This window comes from Aequorivita sublithincola DSM 14238, from assembly GCF_000265385.1.
Lineage (GTDB): Bacteria > Bacteroidota > Bacteroidia > Flavobacteriales > Flavobacteriaceae > Aequorivita > Aequorivita sublithincola.
In genome coordinates this window covers 2,942,979-2,962,053 of the sequence record NC_018013.1, presented here as the reverse complement: position 1 = coordinate 2,962,053, position 19,075 = coordinate 2,942,979, and the positions used below count along the sequence as shown (strand labels likewise).

General features: G+C 36.3%; 15 protein-coding genes and 1 pseudogene. 12 read left to right on the top strand and 4 right to left on the bottom strand.

Going from position 1 to position 19,075, the window contains the following annotated elements:
* Nucleotides 1–434 precede the first annotated feature (434 nt).
* The 3 genes and pseudogenes from AEQSU_RS17015 to AEQSU_RS13600 form a co-directional block, all read left to right on the top strand.
* Nucleotides 435–653, top strand: a pseudogene (locus tag AEQSU_RS17015) (serine hydrolase); the annotation flags it as partial.
* 77 nt (nucleotides 654–730) lie between these two features.
* Entirely contained in the window at nucleotides 731–1,384 is a 654-nt protein-coding gene (locus tag AEQSU_RS13605; protein ID WP_042492061.1) for a serine hydrolase domain-containing protein, read from the top strand.
* Nucleotides 1,385–1,466: 82 nt separating this feature from the next.
* Nucleotides 1,467–2,228 carry a carbonic anhydrase family protein gene (locus AEQSU_RS13600; RefSeq protein ID WP_014783453.1) on the top strand — a complete coding sequence of 254 codons (762 nt, stop codon included), beginning with the start codon at nucleotides 1,467–1,469 and terminating at the stop codon, nucleotides 2,226–2,228.
* Nucleotides 2,229–2,423: 195 nt separating this feature from the next.
* Here AEQSU_RS13600 and AEQSU_RS13595 read toward each other — a convergent pair whose 3' ends face one another.
* Nucleotides 2,424–3,347 carry a mechanosensitive ion channel family protein gene (locus AEQSU_RS13595; RefSeq protein WP_014783452.1) on the bottom strand — a complete coding sequence of 308 codons (924 nt, stop codon included), beginning with the start codon at nucleotides 3,345–3,347 and terminating at the stop codon, nucleotides 2,424–2,426.
* 244 nt (nucleotides 3,348–3,591) lie between these two features.
* Between AEQSU_RS13595 and AEQSU_RS13590 the strand changes: the two genes are divergently transcribed.
* The gene (locus AEQSU_RS13590; protein WP_014783451.1) at nucleotides 3,592–4,356 is read left to right on the top strand and encodes a CDP-alcohol phosphatidyltransferase family protein; all 765 of its coding nucleotides are present in this window, start codon (nucleotides 3,592–3,594) and stop codon (nucleotides 4,354–4,356) included.
* A gap of 116 nt (nucleotides 4,357–4,472) precedes the next feature.
* Here AEQSU_RS13590 and AEQSU_RS13585 read toward each other — a convergent pair whose 3' ends face one another.
* Together AEQSU_RS13585 and AEQSU_RS13580 are read right to left on the bottom strand one after the other, a co-directional pair.
* The gene (locus AEQSU_RS13585; RefSeq protein ID WP_014783450.1) at nucleotides 4,473–4,853 is read right to left on the bottom strand and encodes a Rid family detoxifying hydrolase; all 381 of its coding nucleotides are present in this window, start codon (nucleotides 4,851–4,853) and stop codon (nucleotides 4,473–4,475) included.
* A 116-nt stretch (nucleotides 4,854–4,969) separates the two neighbouring features.
* Nucleotides 4,970–7,738 carry a putative LPS assembly protein LptD gene (locus AEQSU_RS13580; RefSeq protein ID WP_014783449.1) on the bottom strand — a complete coding sequence of 923 codons (2,769 nt, stop codon included), beginning with the start codon at nucleotides 7,736–7,738 and terminating at the stop codon, nucleotides 4,970–4,972.
* A gap of 263 nt (nucleotides 7,739–8,001) precedes the next feature.
* On the opposite strand from AEQSU_RS13580, the gene AEQSU_RS13575 reads away from it, so the two are divergent.
* The 8 genes from AEQSU_RS13575 to bshA all read left to right on the top strand — a co-directional run bounded on the left by AEQSU_RS13575 (nucleotide 8,002) and on the right by bshA (nucleotide 17,499).
* A complete protein-coding gene (locus tag AEQSU_RS13575; protein WP_014783448.1) occupies nucleotides 8,002–9,123 on the top strand; it encodes an N-acetylmuramoyl-L-alanine amidase family protein in 1,122 nt (373 codons plus the stop codon).
* Between the two features lie 54 nt (nucleotides 9,124–9,177).
* Entirely contained in the window at nucleotides 9,178–10,128 is a 951-nt protein-coding gene (locus AEQSU_RS13570) for an MlaD family protein (protein WP_014783447.1), read from the top strand.
* 8 nt (nucleotides 10,129–10,136) lie between these two features.
* Nucleotides 10,137–11,441 carry a 4Fe-4S dicluster domain-containing protein gene (locus AEQSU_RS13565; protein ID WP_014783446.1) on the top strand — a complete coding sequence of 435 codons (1,305 nt, stop codon included), beginning with the start codon at nucleotides 10,137–10,139 and terminating at the stop codon, nucleotides 11,439–11,441.
* A 54-nt stretch (nucleotides 11,442–11,495) separates the two neighbouring features.
* Nucleotides 11,496–11,930, top strand: a complete 435-nt coding sequence (locus AEQSU_RS13560) for an LNS2 domain-containing protein (protein ID WP_014783445.1) — start codon at nucleotides 11,496–11,498, stop codon at nucleotides 11,928–11,930.
* An 80-nt stretch (nucleotides 11,931–12,010) separates the two neighbouring features.
* Nucleotides 12,011–12,802 carry a (Fe-S)-binding protein gene (locus AEQSU_RS13555; protein WP_014783444.1) on the top strand — a complete coding sequence of 264 codons (792 nt, stop codon included), beginning with the start codon at nucleotides 12,011–12,013 and terminating at the stop codon, nucleotides 12,800–12,802.
* 3 nt (nucleotides 12,803–12,805) lie between these two features.
* Entirely contained in the window at nucleotides 12,806–13,291 is a 486-nt protein-coding gene (locus tag AEQSU_RS13550; RefSeq protein ID WP_014783443.1) for a hypothetical protein, read from the top strand.
* A 16-nt stretch (nucleotides 13,292–13,307) separates the two neighbouring features.
* Entirely contained in the window at nucleotides 13,308–16,226 is a 2,919-nt protein-coding gene (locus AEQSU_RS13545; RefSeq protein WP_014783442.1) for a serine hydrolase domain-containing protein, read from the top strand.
* 136 nt (nucleotides 16,227–16,362) lie between these two features.
* Complete coding sequence (gene bshA, locus AEQSU_RS13540) at nucleotides 16,363–17,499, top strand: N-acetyl-alpha-D-glucosaminyl L-malate synthase BshA (protein WP_014783441.1); 1,137 nt, start codon at nucleotides 16,363–16,365, stop codon at nucleotides 17,497–17,499.
* A 3-nt stretch (nucleotides 17,500–17,502) separates the two neighbouring features.
* Here bshA and AEQSU_RS13535 read toward each other — a convergent pair whose 3' ends face one another.
* The gene (locus AEQSU_RS13535; protein ID WP_014783440.1) at nucleotides 17,503–18,957 is read right to left on the bottom strand and encodes an amidohydrolase family protein; all 1,455 of its coding nucleotides are present in this window, start codon (nucleotides 18,955–18,957) and stop codon (nucleotides 17,503–17,505) included.
* Nucleotides 18,958–19,075: the final 118 nt, after the last annotated feature.

Here is a 19,075-nt window from a genome sequence, read left to right as displayed (position 1 = left end):
ATTTTTATTAATGTATTTGAATTATCAATAAAAATGAAAGTGAGATAAAATTAAAAAAAAAGAGAGAAACTATTTTTAAATGTTGTTGTTTTTAAAACATAGAAAGAGACTCACTAATTAATTATAACCCACTTTAAATCTTTAGATCATATTCATACAAAACAATCAGAATTGAACATTATGAACTTTAAAAAAATATTATTATTACTAACATTTAGTGTCAGCATCATTTTTATTTCGTGTAATAAAAATGATGATGGAGATAGTTCTAGAGATCTCCAAGTTTCACTTCAACATGTAGCAGATAGTGTCTATACTGTATTTAATGACGAATGGGACATAGAGAAAGGAGGAATTCATCTTTATATTTCTGGCCCAGCGGGCACTTATCAGGCTTCGAGTAACATTTCGCTTAAGCCCCCACTCCAGACTCACACTTTAGAATAGCAAGCATAACTAAAACTTTTACTGCCGCCGCAATTATGCTACTCCAACAAGATGGTGAGTTAGACATAAATGATTTAATAAGTGAATATATACCCAATATACTGGCCTATAACATTCCTTACCGAAACCAAATAACCATTAAGCAACCGTTGCAACACAGAGCAGGTGTTTTTGAAATATCAAACAATGATAGCCAAATAATATAAACGCTCCCTACGCAGGAGTAAAATATGAAGACTAATTTCGGGATCAAGACAATTTACACACTTTTACTTTTGATGAATTGGTTGGTCTAAACGCCGAACATCAATTAAGTACTACTGTTCCTGGTGATGGCTTTTATTACTCAAACACAGGTTATAAAATCTTGGGAAAAATAATCGAAGAAATTTCTGGGAAAACTTACAGTGAATTTATAGACCAAAGATTTATTATTCCTTTAGGGTTAGCGGGTACGTATAGCGTATGGAAGGGTAGCGATGTTGAAATGAGAACTCCTTATATAGACTCCTATCTATACATTAGAGGAAAGGATAAAATAGATACTTCTGAAGATAATATGACTATAAATGTAACCGAAGGAAATATAGTTTCCACCCCAAAAGATATTACAAATTGGATGCGGTTATTATTAACAGGAAATGCTGGTGTCAATGCCTCAAATGTAGCGTTAATGAAGGAAATGTTGCCTGCAGATGGAGGCCATGGTGTTTATGGTTTGGGCTTGGTGTTTGATGAAGGCTTGGGCTATGGCCATAATGGAGCACATTTAAGCTATATATCATCTTTAAGATATAATCCAGACAATGATATAGCCATTCTCATGTCATCAAATTTCATTAGAGTTGATTCAGCCACAGGCAACGAAAGTGTTTTTGAACTAGGTTTTGGTATTAGAGATGCCTGCCATATTGCAATAAGGGAATATCAAAAATAAACAATACGCACAGTTTCAAAGAGAAGCAAATAATAAAAATCAAAACTAAAACGATAAATTAAACCTTTAAAATCAACCAATTATGTACAAAATAATTAAAATTTCAGCAATTGCAATTGCCCTTGTTGCCTTTAGCAGCTGCAAGAATGAGCAAAAATCAGACAAGAACCAAGATGTGGCAGAACTAGAAGTTATGGCCCAAGAAACAACCGAAGTAACCGGAGGAGAGGTTATGACTAAAGAAATGCAAGACGAACTAACGCCAGATGGAGTATTACAGTCTCTTAAAGAAGGAAACACAAGATTTGTGAACAATGAGTTAACGCCAAGAAACAAATCAAAGCAAGTAATAAATACTGCTGGAGGACAGTATCCTGAGGCTGTAATCCTATCTTGCCTTGACAGTAGAGTTCCGGTAGAAAAAGTATTCGATAGAGGTATAGGTGATCTGTTTGTAGCCCGGGTTGCTTGTAATTTTTCTAATGTAGATATTCTTGGAAGTATGGAATTTGCCTGTAAAGTTTCTGGTGCAAAAGTTGTTGTGGTACTGGGTCATCAAAGTTGTGGCGGCATCAGGGCTGCTGTAGATGATGTTAAACTTGGTAATATAACAGCGATGCTTCAAAAAATAAAACCAGCAGTTGCACTGGTAGATTATGACGGTGAAAAGACTTCCGTGAACAGTGACTTTGTGGCTATGGTTTGCGAAAGGAATGTGCATAATACTATTAACGATATCAGAAAAAACAGCCCTATCCTTAAAGAAATGGAAGATAACGACGAAATAAAAATAGTAGGAGCAGTTTATAATGTAGAAAACGGAAACGTAGAATGGTTAAGCTAAAATAAAACCCATTAAAATTGATGCTTATTAAAAAGACTTCTCTTTTTTAACTCCTCTATATTACAAAGCAGCTTTATAGCTGCTTTGTTTTTTTCAAAACATCAGGTTTTATAAACGAGCACCGTAGAATTTTCAGTCAAGAATATTCAAAATTTCAATGTGTGGGATCACTGAGCGTTACAAAACAATAAAAATTTAACGCATTGAACCTTCCGGGAATTTAACCTTTTCTGGCGCTGCGTTTAGCAAAGGCAAAGCATATCTTAAGATTCGGTTTCTGCGACCCGTAGTATCTTTTGGTTCAACAGGATAAGAAACTACGGCTTCCATCCAGGCAAAAGTGTTTATTCTAAAATAAACAGCTGGTTCCCATTCCTCTAGCTCTTGGTCTGCAAGATTTGCATGCTGTTCCTTAAAGTCCCTAACGGCTGCTTCTAACAAACATTCTTCTACAAATTGTAAATCGCTGGTATATGCAACTTGAATCTGCGTTTCATTCCATATAAAGGGTACTTCAGGGCCAGAATAATTAATAACTTCTTCTCTTAAAATCAAGCTATTGGGAAATCTTATTATTCTGCCACTTCTTCTGTCATTGCCTAGATAATCACCGCTACATTCCCAAATGGAAGTGTCTAGATAACTTATTTCTACAACATCACCTCGAAATCCTTTTATTTGAATACGATCACCAACAAGATACGATCTTCGAAAAACTAAATACACCCAAGCGATAAAAGAAGTAATTGGAGCCTGCAGCGCAAAACCCACAACCAAGGAAATTAATCCAAAACTTAAAGCCGCGCCATATAAACTTTGAAACAAAAAAGAAATAACCACAATGAGGCTACAAACCATAGCCAAAAATCTGATAATTCGTAATAGGTTATACTTTTCTCCCTCAATCTGATTTTGCGAATTTACAATCCTACCAACTATAGTGCTTACCAGAAAGATTAATGCAATCAAAAATAGGCTTAGGCTCAACTTTTTCATTAAAGGAATATATTCATCCCAAGAGTCGAATATATTTAAGTCCAACAAATAATGTATGGAGATTAGCAATACAGCCAATACTGCGTAAATAATAATCCAATGTCTATATTTCTTAATCTGCATATTGTTTTTGGTGCTTGAGTCATTTGTAAAAATAGGGTATCTGTTTTGAATTTTCGGTTTCTTTTGAATTTAACCCAATCTCTGCACTTATTTCCATAAAGGATATATCTCAAAATATATATTAAACGACACATCAGCGATGGTTAAATTAATTACTTCCACAAACCAATTCCTAAAATATCCATTAGTTATATCTTTGCGGCTTTCTTAGGTATATTCCAAAACAACCTTGCTATGATATTGCATGTCCAAACTACCAAAAGCGCATAAATTTTTAGATCTTTCAGACTATGGAAGACCAATAGCCAGAATCATCGCAAACGCTTTAAAGAATACTAAAGCCACACCAATTCATGTAACGATTGGTTTCATAATTGCTGGTCTCATAGCTATTTATTGTATTGTTCAAGAACAGTATTGGCTAGCCGCTTTCTTTTTAATTTTAAAATCTATTTTGGATGCCGCAGATGGTGAATTAGCGCGCGTAAAAAAAACACCATCCTTCACCGGGCGTTATTTGGATTCTGTGGCAGACATTTTATTAAACGCACTCATATTTATAGCAATATGGTATGGTGGCGACATTAGTATTTGGCTATGTCTTTTCGCATTTCTAGGTATGCAGTTACAGGGCACGCTTTACAATTACTACTATGTTATTCTAAGGAACAAATTTGATGGCGACACAACGAGCCGCGTGTTTGAAAACAAAACTCCGAAAGCCATGGAAGGTGAAAAGCAAAAGCATGTAACTATTCTTTTTGGGTTGTATAAGCTTCTTTACGGTGCTTTCGATAAAATAATTTACACTTTGGATAGTAATGCGGCTAAAGGAAAAACGTTGCCAAATTGGTTAATGACAAGTGTTTCTACCTTTGGTTTGGGTTTCCAACTACTCTTGATTGCTATTATGCTAGTTTCAGGTCTTAAAGCACTTATTCTGCCTTTCATTTTAGGTTATACCGTAATGGTTTTTGTTTTTATTGGAATACGGAAGCTATGCTATTAATTAAACGTTTCTTAATGCAATCATTTTAGAATTATTCAAAAGTAATTTAACCCATAAAGTGAAATATTTATGGTTGAAGTATTTTTTATGAATACTAGAAAAACGTGTAATACTTGCTAAAGCGAAGCTATTACAGAGATCTCCACATTCACGAACTTAGGCAGATTTGCAACTTCTACAGTCTCGCGAGCTGGGGCAGTGGCTTCATTAAAGTAAGTTGCATACACTTCATTTATTGCTGCAAAGTTGTGCATATCGCTAATGAAGATGCTAGTTTTCAAAACATTTTCAAACGTCATTCCAGCCTCGGTAAGGATTGATTTAAGGTTTTCCATAACTAGCTTGGTTTCGGTTTTAATATCATCCAAAACCAAGTTGCCTGTTTTAGGGTCAATGGCTATTTGCCCAGAAGTGTAAAGCATATTTCCATTAAGAATAGCCTGATTGTATGGTCCAATAGGAGCGGGGGCGTTTGGAGTGGTGATTATTGTTTTCATTTTTTAAAGTTTATGAGTTGAGAAGTTGAGAAGTTGATTAGTTTAGGAGTTAAAGTTTTTGTTTTTGAAATTTTGGAATTTATTTGAAATTTGGAGCTTGATTTTTGGAATTTATACTACAACCTCTTATCATTCTCTCGACGCTTATCATATTTAATATCACTAAGCATAGAAGATTTTATTCCTATAAAGAAATACCAAGCCGTGTTGATACTGCCAATTGGCGTCCAGTTAAAACTCATCTGCCAGCTTTCCAAATCACGCTGGAAACGGAACTGCGTTAAAGTAACTCCATTATTCTTAAAATCGTAACCTGATGAAACACCAACCGTCCAACGTGGTGCCAGTTCCATATTGGTGCTTACCATGAAGGATTGACTGGAAATTTCGTTTTCTCGCCGCATATTTCCATAAGTCACGGTATATGCAAAACGAACATCCCACGGAATTTTATAATTGTACCATTCCACATTGGTTTTGTCCTCGTCCTCTTCCGCGCTATCATTATTATAAATCTGACCGTCATAAATATTGGTAGCTTCCCCAAAAAGATCATCAGGTCGCCCGCCATTTCTAAAGGTTTCGTTTTCTATCTTGTCTACATCTTTTTTTCCTCCTTCAAAATCTTTGCTGCTAAAGGAATAATTAACGCTCACATTGGCATTGGTAAGCCTAAAAAGACTTCCACCGTTATTAATATTGAAAACATCTATCTTATTATTGTTGTTGTCCAAAGCATACGGATCCATAGTTCCACTAAAGTTGAAATCTAGTCTCTTCACAATAGGAATGCTCCCTGTGAAACGCAATGGACTCCATTGTAAAGAATCTCCAGCAAGATTATATGCAGTTGAAAAGTTTAGGTTATTCAACAAAATCACCTTTTTTGGTTCTTTGGCAAGGGTATCACGATCACGCACTTTAGCTTCAAACGTATTGCTTAGCGACAGACCAATGTTGCTGGAGTATGTTTTGCCAGGAGGTCCGTAGAGTGTATTTTCAAATCTTGAATATTGCACGGTTCTGTCCGCAGTCTCCTCCGCGGTTCTGGGCACAATAAATTCGTCATAATACCTATCAAAAGATGGATTTATGTTATAACTGATGGAAGGTCTGGCAACGTGACGAATGGCTTGAATTTTTTTATCTTTTCCGAAGTTAAAAAGTCCATAAAGCGTAGTTCCCAAACTAGTTTGGAAGTTATAAGTTCGGTAACTCTCAAAACCTGAAACGGTATCTCTTACAATTCCTCCCTCGCCGTCAAAAGCATTTTTGTCATAACGTTGGCGGGTTGTTTTCAAAAGCCAAGTTTCTCTATATGTGGTTCCTGCAGAAGCACTTAAAAATTTAAAAATTTTAAAGTTTGTGGTAAGTGGGATGCTGTGTTGCGCACCGATTTGAGCAGTGTTAAACATTTCTTTTTTGAAGAAAAGCGAATCGGCAGTGTTAATTCTATTTTCTGCAGAAAGGTCATACTGAAAATTTATATTTTGAATAATCCCTTTCTTGGCACCGTCCTTAGGAGCAAAGGGATATATCCTCGAAACACTAGCGTTCAAATTTGGTAGCGACATAGAAATTTCCTGCGTTTGCGTGTTTAAAGTTTGTGTGGCCGCAAGTGTGAAATTTACCTGTGGATCGCCTTCAAAACTTTTTGCATACGAAATATTGGAACTTAAATTATTAACCAAAGCACTGGCATTATTGACTTGGTTGATAGATTCCCTAAAATATTGACTACTGCCCAAATTCACCGAAGCTGAAAAACGCGAACTCGGATTGCTTTTGGCATCCTGATTGTGCGACCAGCGGATGTTATAATTGGCTCTTTCGTCAAAACCAGGGAAACCACGTTCTTCTTGTACGAGTTTTTCATAACGGGCGCTTACACTTCCAGTGTATTTATATTTCAATTTATAGGAAGACTCGCCGCGTAGTGCATAGCTTCCGTTGGTGTAATAATCGCCCAGCAAACTAAAATCCAGATAATCATTAATCGCGAAGTAATACCCACCGTTTTGAAAGAAAAAACCACGACTATTATTTTCCCCAAAAGAAGGAATTATGAAACCAGAAGTACGGTCTTCCGTCAAGGGAAAATACGCAAACGGCAGACCTATGGGCGTTGGCACATCGGCTATATACATATTGGTAAGTCCTGTAACAATTTTTTTCTTCGGAACAAACTTCGCCTTTCGGGTGTAGAAATAATATTCAGGATCGTCAATGTTTTTTGAAGTGGTGAACTTCACATTCCGAAGATAAACTACGGAATCGTTCACTTTTTTGGTTACTTCTGCAATTACGTTAAAGCCGTTTTGTTCCGTTCTGCTGTTATAAACGAGTGCTTTTTCAGAATTAAAATTATATCTAATGGAGTCCGGTTCAACTCTATTAGCTCCTTGCACAAAAATTGGTCGTTGGCTGTAAACGCCTCCGCTGTCTATTCCTTTGGCGTAAACTTCGTTTTTGTTATAGTCCAGAATTATCAAACCTGCATCAATCCGCATATCTCCGTAGATAATGTAGGCTTTGTTGTACATATATACTCTGTTCTCCTTTCTATTTAAAAGCACATAATCTTCGCCATAATAATCTACAACATCAGTCAAAGTTTCCTTTGGAGGCTTTATGGAATCGGTCTTCACGGTATCTTGAGCCTGCTCGTTCATTTCATCAACAATAGGTTTTAAGTTTACCGTAAGAGTGTCTTCTTTGCTGGTTTTGGGAATGTTAGCTTCATTCTTTGGCGGAATGTCTTGAGAATGCGAAACTGCGCTGCAAAAAAGCAGGAATGTTAAGAAGATTGTTAAGTAATGCCTATTGGTTCGCAATGTGCTGATGCTATTATTTTGTAGTTTTGGCTCAGTATTTGAAACGTTCAAAAATAAACATATTTTTTCGGGTACGTTTTTTTATATGAACTTTTTGGAAAAAAGAAGTTTTCACTGACTAGGAACACGAACCACGATTAAAAATGAAACACGAACCACAACTTAAATGACCCATGACAAAAAAAATAGTTCATTTTTCTAACTATAAATTTAATACTAAGACCAATCTGTCGTGAGTCGTGCAGCGAAGCGGTCGTGATTCAAACCGTCATTTTTAAAAATAATAATCAATAAAATCAATCGTTAAAATGTTTATGAAAACGAAAATAATTTCTTCTTTCGTATTAATACTAAGTATTTTTTTATTCTCTTTTAATACTTCTACAGCGCAAAAAAACAATAAACCATTCATTGTTGTTCTTGATGCTGGTCACGGTGGCAAGGATTCAGGCAATAGAGGTAACGGCTTTTATGAAAAAGACATTGTTCTTGATGTTACTTTGCAAGTTGGGAAACTTTTAGAAGCACAAGACAACGTAAAAGTTGTTTACACTCGTAAAACTGACGTTTTTATAGATTTATACAGAAGAGGACCAATTGCAAATGAAGTAGATGCAGACATATTTGTGTCTATACATTGCGATTCGCACAACTCACAAGCACAGGGAATTGGGACTTTTGTGATGGGAGTTGACAAATCTGGAAAGAATTTTGAAACTGCAAAGAAAGAGAATGAAGTAATCTATCTAGAAGATAATTACCACGAAAAATATGCAGGTTTTGATCCAAATTCACCACAATCATTTATAGGTTTTTCATTAATGCAAGAAGAATATTTAGACCAGAGTATTATGTTGGCGGGGCTTATTCAAAATAACATAGTTAATAATCTTAAAAGGAAGGACCGAAGTGTTCGATCGGCTCCTTTTTGGGTATTACATAGTTCCTATATGCCTAGTGTGTTGGTGGAGTTAGGGTTTTTAACAAACAATACTGAAGGACCCTATGTTAATTCTTCTGGTGGGAGGAGCGAATTGGCCAAAGAAATTACAAATGGAATTCTTTTATATAAAAAGCAGATTACTTTGGCTACTGAAGACTTCAAAAACCCAGTTATTACTAATGAAAAAGTAGAAAAGGCCATAGAAAATACAGTGGAAAATATTTATGAAGGAATAACCTTCAAAGTCCAATTGGCCGCCAGTAGCAGAAAGCTAGACCCAAAACCAAGTAACTTCAAGGGAATCAAAGACGTAAGCCGCGATAAGGAAGATGGACTTTTCAAATATTACTATGGCGAAACCTCTGACTATAACAAAATTCAGTTAATGAAAACCTTTGTGCAACAAAAAGGATATCAGTCTGCATACATTGTGGCATTTAAAAAAGGTAAAAAAGTAAATGTTCCAGAAGTGTTAAAGTCGAAAGCAAATTAGTGTGCTTTCTTTATATTTATCACTTAAATTTGTTCAAAATCTAAAATCACACACTTGAGGCTATCCAGAGAAGTAAAAACCGGAATTCTTGCCATTGGCGCCATATTATTATTAATATTTGGCTATAGTTTTTTAAAAGGCACTAATCTACTCGATAAAAATCGTGAATTTTTTGTAAAATATGACAACGTTGAAGGTCTGGCGCAAGCAGCTCCAGTTACTATCAACGGTCTAACAGTGGGGAAGGTGCAGAATATTTCTTTCGCCAATTCAAAAGGTGGATTGGTTGTGAAGTTTACTGTTGAAAAAGACTTCGACTTTTCAAAAAACAGTATTGTTAGAATTTATAGCTCAGGACTACTTGGTGGAAAAAATTTAGGAATCTTCCCAGAATACGATGCAAATAATATAGCCAAAAGCGGCGACACCCTTCGTGGTGACGTGGAAGACGGAATGTTAACTGCCGTTTCTAAAGCACTTGGCCCCTTAGAGAAAAAAGTGAACAATACTTTAGCTACGGTAGATACGCTATTATTAAATGTAAATGCCATTGTGGATGAAAAAACAAGAAAAAACCTAAAAGAAGCTATCGAAAACCTGAATAATACATTAAATTCTTTCTCAGGAGTTTCTGAAAATTTGAATTATATACTTTCTAACAACACAGGAAAGTTGGACAATACTTTTAGCAATCTGGATAAAACCGCAAACAATCTTTCCAAGCTAACAGATTCTTTAGCGCAACTGGAAACAGGAAAACTGGTAACAGATCTTCAAAGTGTGGTGGATAAAATGGATAAAATTGTATCTGGCGTAGATAATGGAGATGGTTCTATCGGAAAACTTTTAAAAGACGATAAACTTTACGAAAATTTAGAAGGCGCTTCAAGACAATTGGAACAACTTCTACAAGACGTAAAACTCAATCCAAAACGTTACGTTCATATTTCGGTTTTCGGAAAAAAGAATAAAGATTACGAAACGCCAGACAATCCAGAAGAATAAACCAAACCATGCAGTACCTTCCTAACATACTCTTCAGCATCGTCCTTTTGGCGGGTGTAGGCTATTTTACCTTTAACATCCGTAAAGTAATTCGCAACATTAAGTTGGGACAAAAAGTAGATGCTTCAAATCACACAAGTGAAAGATGGGGCAACGTTTTTCGCATAGCTCTTGGGCAATCAAAAATGGTTGTTAGACCTGTTGCTGGTATTCTTCATATAATTGTTTATTTAGGATTTATAATTATAAATATAGAAGTTCTAGAAATTATCATTGACGGTATTTTTGGCACACATCGCATCTTTTCTTCAATAGGAAGTCTTTATGGATTCCTGATAGGTTCCTTTGAAATACTAGCGCTTTTGGTATTTGTTTCAGTAACTATTTTTTGGTTGCGAAGAAATATTATAAAACTGCAACGTTTCTGGAAACCCGAAATGAAAGGTTGGCCCAAAAATGATGGAAATTTCATTCTATACTTTGAAATGGTTTTAATGGCGCTTTTTCTATTAATGAATGCAACTGATATTCACTTTCAAGAAATGAATAACGGTAATGTAATTTCTCAATATATCGCTGGTTGGTTTAGCGGTGCTTCGGAAGGGACCGTTCATACAATAGAACGAACCGCTTGGTGGCTTCATATTACAGGAATATTAATATTTCTTAACTACCTATATTTTTCAAAACACCTTCATATTATGTTGGCGTTCCCAAATGTTTACTTCGGAAAAGTTACGCCTAAAGGAAAATTCAAAAACCTAGAATCTGTTACCAAAGAAGTGAAAATGATGATGGATCCGAACGTAGATCCTTTTGCAGCATCTGCAGAAGGAGCAATCGAAGCTCCGGCAAAATTTGGAGCAAGTGATGTGATGGATCTAAGTAGAATTCAACTTCTAAACGCATATACGTGTACAGAATGCGGGCGTTGTACGGACGAATGTCCAGCAAATAATACAGGTAAAAAACTCTCGCCAAGAAAGATAATGATGGATACTCGCGATCGTCTTGAGGAAATAGGCAAGAACATTGACAAACATGGCGAATTCAAACCAGACGGAAAACAGTTGCTCGATGATTATATAACACGCGAAGAGCTTTGGGCTTGCACCACTTGCAACGCTTGTGTAGAAGCCTGTCCCGTAAGTATTGACCCATTGAGTATTATTATGGATATGCGTCAATATTTAGTAATGGAACAGTCGGCCGCTCCAACAGAATTGAACGTTGCAATGACAAATATTGAAAATAATGGCGCGCCTTGGCCTTACAATCAAATGGATCGTTTGAATTGGAAAGATGAAAATTAATTGAAATGTAACGATTCCGAAGGAATTCGTGAATTCGTGGCAAAAAAATAAAACATGAAAAAACAAGAAGTAGAAAAAATGCTGCACGATAAAGTAGAAAAGGGCGAACACGTGAGTCCAATTCTTTCTGAAGGGATAAAAAACTACTTAATAGATATTGACGGAACCATTACTGAAGATATCCCCAACGAAGAACCTGAAAGAATGGCAACTTGCGCGCCATTCCCTGATGCTTTGAAAACATTGAACAAATGGTATGACGAAGGTCACATCATTTGCTTTTTCACATCACGAACAGAAGCTCATCGCGAAGTAACAGAAGCTTGGCTCGATGAACATGGCTTTAAATACCACAGCATGTTGATGGGTAAACCACGTGGCGGCAATTATCATTGGGTAGACAATCACTTAGTGAAAGCAACCCGCTACAAAGGAAAATTCACCGATTTGGTAGAAAAAGAAGTGACAATTGAAGTATTTGAAGATTAAATATAAAATTCCAAATTTAAAGTCCCAAATTCCAAGATCGCGAACTTGAAACTTTAAACTTGGAACAAGAAACTAAAAACATGAATGAACCACTAAAAGTCCCAACAATGGCCGAATATATGGCCCAAGGCAAACAACCCGAAGTTCTCTTTTGGGTAGGCTGTGCTGGAAGTTTTGACGACCGTGCAAAAAAAATAACCAAAGCCTTTGTAAAATTACTTCACAAAGCAAACATAGATTTCGCAGTTTTAGGAACTGAAGAAAGCTGTACTGGCGATCCCGCAAAACGAGCAGGAAATGAATTCCTCTTCCAAATGCAGGCTATGACCAATATTGAAGTGCTAAATGGTTACGGAATAAAGAAAATTGTAACCGCTTGTCCACATTGCTTTAATACAATAGGAAACGAATATCCTGAACTTGGAGGTAAATATGAAATAATGCACCACACTCAATTCCTAAAATCTTTATTAGATGAAGGGAAACTGAAAGTGGAGGGCGGAAAATTCAAAGGAAAAAAAATCACTTTCCACGATCCTTGTTATTTAGGAAGAGCAAACGGCGAATATGAAGCTCCAAGGAATCTTCTTGAAAAACTTGAAGTGGAATTGGTTGAAATGAAACGCAGCAAAAAACACGGAATGTGTTGTGGCGCTGGTGGAGCACAGATGTTTAAGGAGCCAGAAGCGGGCGATAAAGATATTAATGTATTACGAACTGAACAAGCTATGGAAACTTCGGCTAAAATAATTGCCACAGGTTGTCCGTTCTGTATGGTGATGATGACCGATGGCGTAAAAGCTAAAAACGCAGAAGACAACGTGCAAGTGATGGACGTTGCAGAAATGATTGCAAATGCAGAAGATTTATAGATAATGTTGATAGATTTTGAAAACTTACCCGATGACTCTAGAGTATGGGTATATCAGGCCAATAGAAAGTTAAGCGACGACGAAGTTGCTGAAATTACTGAACTCACAAACGATTTCTTAACAAAGTGGACCGCTCACGGTGCCGAACTTGAAGCTGGGTTAGAAATTAAATACAACCGCTTTATCGTTATCGGGCTCAATCAAGCAAATGCTTCGGCATCTGGCTGTAGTATTGATGCTTCCGTACATTTTATTCAATCACTTCAAGAAAAATTTGATGTGGATTTGCTTGATAAAATGAACGTTACGTTCTATTCAGGCGAATATATTGCTTACAAACCTTTAGCCGATTTTAGAAAAATGGCGAAGGAAAAGTCCGTTTCAAAAAATACGGTAGTCTTTAACAATCTCGTGAATACGAAAGCTGAATATCTTGAAAATTGGGAAGTTCCCGCCACAGAAAGCTGGCACAATCGTTTTTTATCCTAATTATTTTTCCGTTGCTATGAAGAATTTTTTGCTTGCATGTATACTCATATCTATATACTTCCCGGCGCTTGCACAGGAAAATAACCCTTTGATTCTTAAAAAGGATTTTCAAAACCAACGGAAATGGGTAGATAGCATCTATGAGAATATGACTTTGGAAGAGAAAATGGGCCAACTTTTTATGGCCGATATATTTTCAAGCGACCCAAAGGCTAATACCGATAAAATAAAAGACCTAATTACGAATTATCACCTTGGCGGAGTTATCTTTTCCAAAGGTGGACCAGTGCGACAAGCCAAGCTAAACAACGAGTTTCAGTCGCTTGCAAAAATTCCGTTGATGATTGGGATGGACGCGGAATGGGGATTGGCGATGCGGCTAGATTCCACATACGCTTTTCCGTGGAACATGACTTTAGGAGCAATCACAGATAATAAAATAGTTGAAAAAATAGGTAAACGCATTGGTGAACAATCCAAACGCTTGGGAGTTCATATAAATTTCGCTCCAGTTGTAGACATTAATACGAATCCAAGAAACCCAATAATCGGAAACCGTTCCTTCGGAGAAGACCGCGACAACGTAACCGAAAAAGCGCTCGCATTTATGAAAGGAATGCAAAGCGCAGGAATTATGGGCAGTGCCAAACATTTTCCCGGGCATGGCGATACGGAAACGGATAGCCATAAAACCTTGCCCACAGTCGATTTTTCAAGAGAGCGGTTAGATACTTTAGAATTATACCCTTATAAAAAACTGATATCTCAAGGCTTAAATAGTGTGATGGTTGCGCATCTAAATGTTCCCGCTTTGGAACCGCAATTGAATTATCCGTCATCACTTTCAACTAAAATAGTAACTGATCTTTTGAAAAAGGAAATGGGCTTTAACGGCCTAATTTTTACGGACGCCCTTAATATGAAAGGCGCTTCAAACTTCAAAAAACCAGGAGAAATAGAACTTGCCGCTTTCTTAGCTGGGAATGACGTGCTTTTGATTTCTGAGGATGTTCCAAAGGCGATGGAATTTCTTATAAATTCATACAATGAAAAAGTAATTACCGAAAAACGCTTGGCTTATTCTGTAAAGAAAATTCTTTATGCAAAATATAAAGTTGGTTTAAATCACTACCAACCCGTAAAAATTCCATACTTATTTGAGGATTTAAACTCCGTAAACGACGATGCACTTTATGAAGAAGCAATAGACAACGCGCTAACAGTTTTAAAAAACAACCGTGCCATTCTTCCTATAAAAGATCTTCAAAAGAAAAAGATAGCTTATGTTAACTTTGGTGATGATTCTGGGGAAGATTTTTTGAATGAACTGAAGAAATACGGCAACGTAGAGTGGGTAAAAGCAAACAGTTTAGATGATTACATTCAAAAGCTAAAGGAATACAACTATGTAATTATCGGTTTTCATAAGAGCAATGAAAATCCTTGGAAAAAATTTGAATTCTCTCAAAATGAACTTGTTTGGCTTTATGAAATTGCTCGAACAAATACTGTAATTCTTGATGTTTTTGCAAGACCGTATGCAATGCTAGATTTGAAAACGACTGCCAATTTTGAAGGCATCATTATGTCTTATCAAAACAGTAAAATTTCGCAACAACTCTCGGCACAATTAATTTTTGGAGCACGTGAGGCAAAAGGAAAACTGCCAGTTTCTTTAGGTGAAGATTTCCCGCTAAACACTTTTTTACAAACAAAATCCTTACGCAGACTACAATACGGAACTCCCGAAAGTGTAGGCGTTAACAGCTATAAACTGAATAAAATTGATTCCCTCGTAAATCGTGGACTTCGTGAAGGTATGTTTCCTGGAGCACAAGTATTGGTTGCACGAAAAGGAAAGATTATTTATCAGAAAAATTTTGGTTACAACGAATATGATAAAAAAATAGCAATCACAGATACTACAATTTATGATCTAGCATCTATGACCAAAATTTTAGCTGCGTTGCCATTAGTCATGCAGTTGGTGGACAAGAAAGAATTAAGTCTAAACACAAAACTTTCTGAAATGCTTCCAGAGTATAAAAACTCCAATAAAGCAGACGTAACGTTAAAGCAAATGCTTTCGCATTATGCGCGGTTTAAAGCGTGGATTCCTTTTTACAGACATACTTATAACGAAGCAAAGACCGGCGTTTCTTCTAAATATTATTCAGATATTCCAGGAAAGGATTTTAACGTTGAAGTGGCAAAAAATCTATATATGCGTCGCGATTATATAGATACCATATACAAAGACATTCGTGAAAGTGATTTGAATTCAAGGTTAGAGTATAAATACAGCGATTTACCCTATTATATTCTTAAGAAATATTTAGAACAGAAATTCGGGAAACCTCTAGAAATCATAGTTCAGGAAAATCTTTACGAATCCCTGGGCGCCAATTATACTTTGTATCATCCTTTAAATAAATTTTCAATAGACAACATTCCACCTACAGAACAAGACGATGTTTTTAGAAAACAGAAAGTTCAAGGATATGTGAACGACCAAGGGGCAGCGATGCTTGGCGGAGTGAGTGGTCATGCGGGATTGTTCAGTAATTCCAATGACGTTGCCAAAATAATGCAAATGTATTTATGGAAAGGTTTTTATGGCGGTAAACGCTACTTTAATCCAGAGATTTTGGATCTTTTTAACACTTGCTTTTATTGTGACAAAAACGTAAGAAGAGGTGTTGGTTTTGACAAACCACAACTCGGAACATCAGGACCAACCTGCGGTTGTGTTTCTATGACGAGTTTTGGACATAGTGGATTCACAGGAACTTTTGGATGGGCAGATCCAGAAGAAGAAGTTGTTTATGTATTTTTATCCAACCGAACATTTCCCGATCCAGAAAACCGAAAGTTGATAAAAAGCGATTTACGAAGCAAAATTCAGGAAGCCATCTATGAGGCGATTGATTATTAAAAAGGGGCTGAAGGGAAACAAGACCGCTTCGCTACAGGAAACTAGACGGATTTTGATAAAATTAAAAATATAGAGATTAAATAACAATCTGTCCTGTTTCCCTTAAGTCCTGTGTCCTGCATCAAATAAAAAAAATATGAAAATAGCAATAGTATGTTACCCAACCTTCGGCGGAAGTGGAGTAGTGGCAACCGAGTTAGGTTTGTCTCTTGCCGAGAACGGTCACGAAGTACATTTCATCACCTATAAACAACCTGTTAGACTGGAATTACTTTCAAAAAACATTCACTTTCACGAAGTTTCAGTTCCGGAATATCCGTTGTTTCACTTTCAACCTTATGAACTTGCGCTTTCTAGTAAGTTGGTAGATATGGTGAAGCTTCATAAAATTGAAGTATTGCACGTGCATTACGCAATTCCACACGCATACGCAGGTTATATGGCGAAGAAAATGCTAGCGGAAGAAAATATCTTCATTCCAATGGTAACAACACTTCACGGAACAGATATTACTTTAGTAGGAAATCATCCTTTTTACAAGCCTGCAGTTACTTTCAGCATTAATAATAGCGATGTTGTGACTTCCGTTTCAAAAAGTTTAAAGGAAGATACACTTCATCTTTTTGATATTAGAAAGGAAATCCACGTAGTTCCAAACTTTATCGATATTCCGAAAAAAATAAATCCATTTACCGATTGTCAGCGCGACTTGATGGCCGAAAAAGATGAACGCATCATTACCCACGTTAGTAACCTTCGAAGCGTAAAACGCGTAAAGGATGTTATTGAAGTCTTTGACCGAATTCAGAAAAAAATTAAAGCAAAACTAATTATTGTTGGTGAAGGTCCTGAACGCGAAGATTGTGAACGTTTATGTGTAACAAAAGGAATTGAAGACAAGGTTTTATTTTTAGGAAATAGCAACGAGGTTGATAAAATTCTTTGTTTTTCAGATTTGTTCATTCTTCCTTCTGAAAAGGAAAGTTTTGGTCTCGCAGCTTTGGAAGCAATGGCTTGCGGAGTTCCTGTAATTTCTAGTAATACAGGTGGTTTACCCGAAGTTAACATTCATGATGTTAGTGGTTTCTTAAGTGATGTAGGCAATGTAGATGAAATGGCTGAAAACGCTTTGAAAATTCTAGCTTCAGATGAAACTTTGGCTAAATTCAAAAAACAAGCAATAGAAGCTGCAATGGTTTATGATACGAAGAAAATTGTGCCTATGTATGAGAAATTATATGAAGAGGCTATACTTGAGAAAAAGCTGTGCTAATTCTTAATAATTCCTTTTAATAAACTCCATAGCATTCCCATGCATCACCCGGTCCACAATGGTTTGTGCATTAATTCTGTTGAAATCATTTAAGTGTATAAGGTTTTTTGAAAGATATTCATTGGCGTGGTTTAACATTTCTTCTGCCAAATCTTTCATGTTTTCAGCAGTCCAAAGACCGTTTATTGGGTTTACGATTCCGTCAAAATCGCTACCAATAGTTTGTATTCCCCAACAGAAAAGTCCTTCTTTGTCAAGAACTTCGGCAATATGAACCACTTGATGCCAAACCAAGAGCGCTTTTTTATGCAGTTGTTTCCGTTTATTCGGCAAAAATTGTTTGCTTTCTGAAATGGCTTTTTTACTACCAATTCTACGTTCATCCAGCTGTATTCCGAAGATTCCATTGCTTTTAGCAATCCGAATCAATTCACTATCGTAAAAATTGATATCAATATCGCAAAACCATTCACTATGTTCTCTAATACCACTTTGATCCCACTGAACTATGGATTGCTTTCCATTGCAAGCCGCATGACTAGCTACAATCGGAATTTTTTCTGTAACATATTTTGTGTCAAGAAGATTATAATATTCCTTTCGTGAAGTGGGACTTAAGTGTTTTATATCTATCGGAATTCGTTTTCCATCCGTATTATTAAGTAATAGTTCAATGGCTTCATAACCTAGTTCGGTAATGCCTGAATTTAAACCTCTATTTTGGTTTTTTTCAATAGCACCTATGGTTATGCTTCGCGCGTGTCCGCAAAGTTCATTGTAAAAATGGTGCGCTAACGTAAGAAAAATAGGCCGATGGTCCCAATATTTAATTTCTAAAATATTATCTAAGACCTCAGTACGACTCGCCATGTTCTTATTCATATCTATACCAGTATTGAAACTATGGCCGCCTTCAATGGTGAGAATGATATTTATAATTTTTTTGGAATCAGTTTCTTGTGCTAAATTATTTTCAATATCCTGAAAACTTCGAACCAAGCGATAGGTGTATATCTTTCCATCAATATTTTCAACTTTATTGTGAAGTTGTTGATAATACTTATATTCATCCATCAAATCCACAAAGTAATCTGTGGTGACGCGTATATAATCCATCCGCGATTGGCTGATGCTTGCCGCAAGGTTTACCAAAACATCCGTCACTCCTTTTACGCCAATTACTTCTTTTCCAAAAAAATGCTTTTCAAAAGGATAAAGTGCAACTACAACTACGCTCGTTTTGGCTTTCGCTAAGGCTGTGAGGTCTGTTTGCGTAAATTTTGTGAGTGTTATTAGCCTGTTGACGAACTTCTCAAGAAAATTTGGCGGACTGTAATGCCAAATTGAATTTTTCCGATTAGCGTCTATCTCGTTTTGTTTAATAGGCTTGTATTTAAAACTCTTACTGAAAGGTTTCAGTGAGGGATGGCAATGTATATCTACATAATTCTTTTCCATAATAATACATTTTTAAAGAAGTTTTAAAAATGCGATAAATTACGGAGATAGAAAACAGGATTTTTCCTGTTTTTTAAAAGGGAAATGCCCCTTTTAGAAGAGGCATTCCTTATAATAA

Bases quoted from the DNA above. Each gene is read 5' to 3' on its own strand.
- AEQSU_RS13575 (WP_014783448.1), top strand. From the start codon at position 8,002: ATGAAAACGAAAATAATTTCTTCTTTCGTATTAATACTAAGTATTTTT.
- AEQSU_RS13535 (WP_014783440.1), bottom strand. From the start codon at position 18,957: ATGGAAAAGAATTATGTAGATATACATTGCCATCCCTCACTGAAACCT.
- AEQSU_RS13560 (WP_014783445.1), top strand. From the start codon at position 11,496: ATGAAAAAACAAGAAGTAGAAAAAATGCTGCACGATAAAGTAGAAAAG.
- AEQSU_RS13545 (WP_014783442.1), top strand. From the start codon at position 13,308: ATGAAGAATTTTTTGCTTGCATGTATACTCATATCTATATACTTCCCG.
- AEQSU_RS13600 (WP_014783453.1), top strand. From the start codon at position 1,467: ATGTACAAAATAATTAAAATTTCAGCAATTGCAATTGCCCTTGTTGCC.
- AEQSU_RS13595 (WP_014783452.1), bottom strand. From the start codon at position 3,347: ATGCAGATTAAGAAATATAGACATTGGATTATTATTTACGCAGTATTG.
- AEQSU_RS13590 (WP_014783451.1), top strand. From the start codon at position 3,592: ATGTCCAAACTACCAAAAGCGCATAAATTTTTAGATCTTTCAGACTAT.
- AEQSU_RS13565 (WP_014783446.1), top strand. From the start codon at position 10,137: ATGCAGTACCTTCCTAACATACTCTTCAGCATCGTCCTTTTGGCGGGT.
- AEQSU_RS13555 (WP_014783444.1), top strand. From the start codon at position 12,011: ATGAATGAACCACTAAAAGTCCCAACAATGGCCGAATATATGGCCCAA.
- AEQSU_RS13550 (WP_014783443.1), top strand. From the start codon at position 12,806: ATGTTGATAGATTTTGAAAACTTACCCGATGACTCTAGAGTATGGGTA.
- AEQSU_RS13585 (WP_014783450.1), bottom strand. From the start codon at position 4,853: ATGAAAACAATAATCACCACTCCAAACGCCCCCGCTCCTATTGGACCA.
- bshA (WP_014783441.1), top strand. From the start codon at position 16,363: ATGAAAATAGCAATAGTATGTTACCCAACCTTCGGCGGAAGTGGAGTA.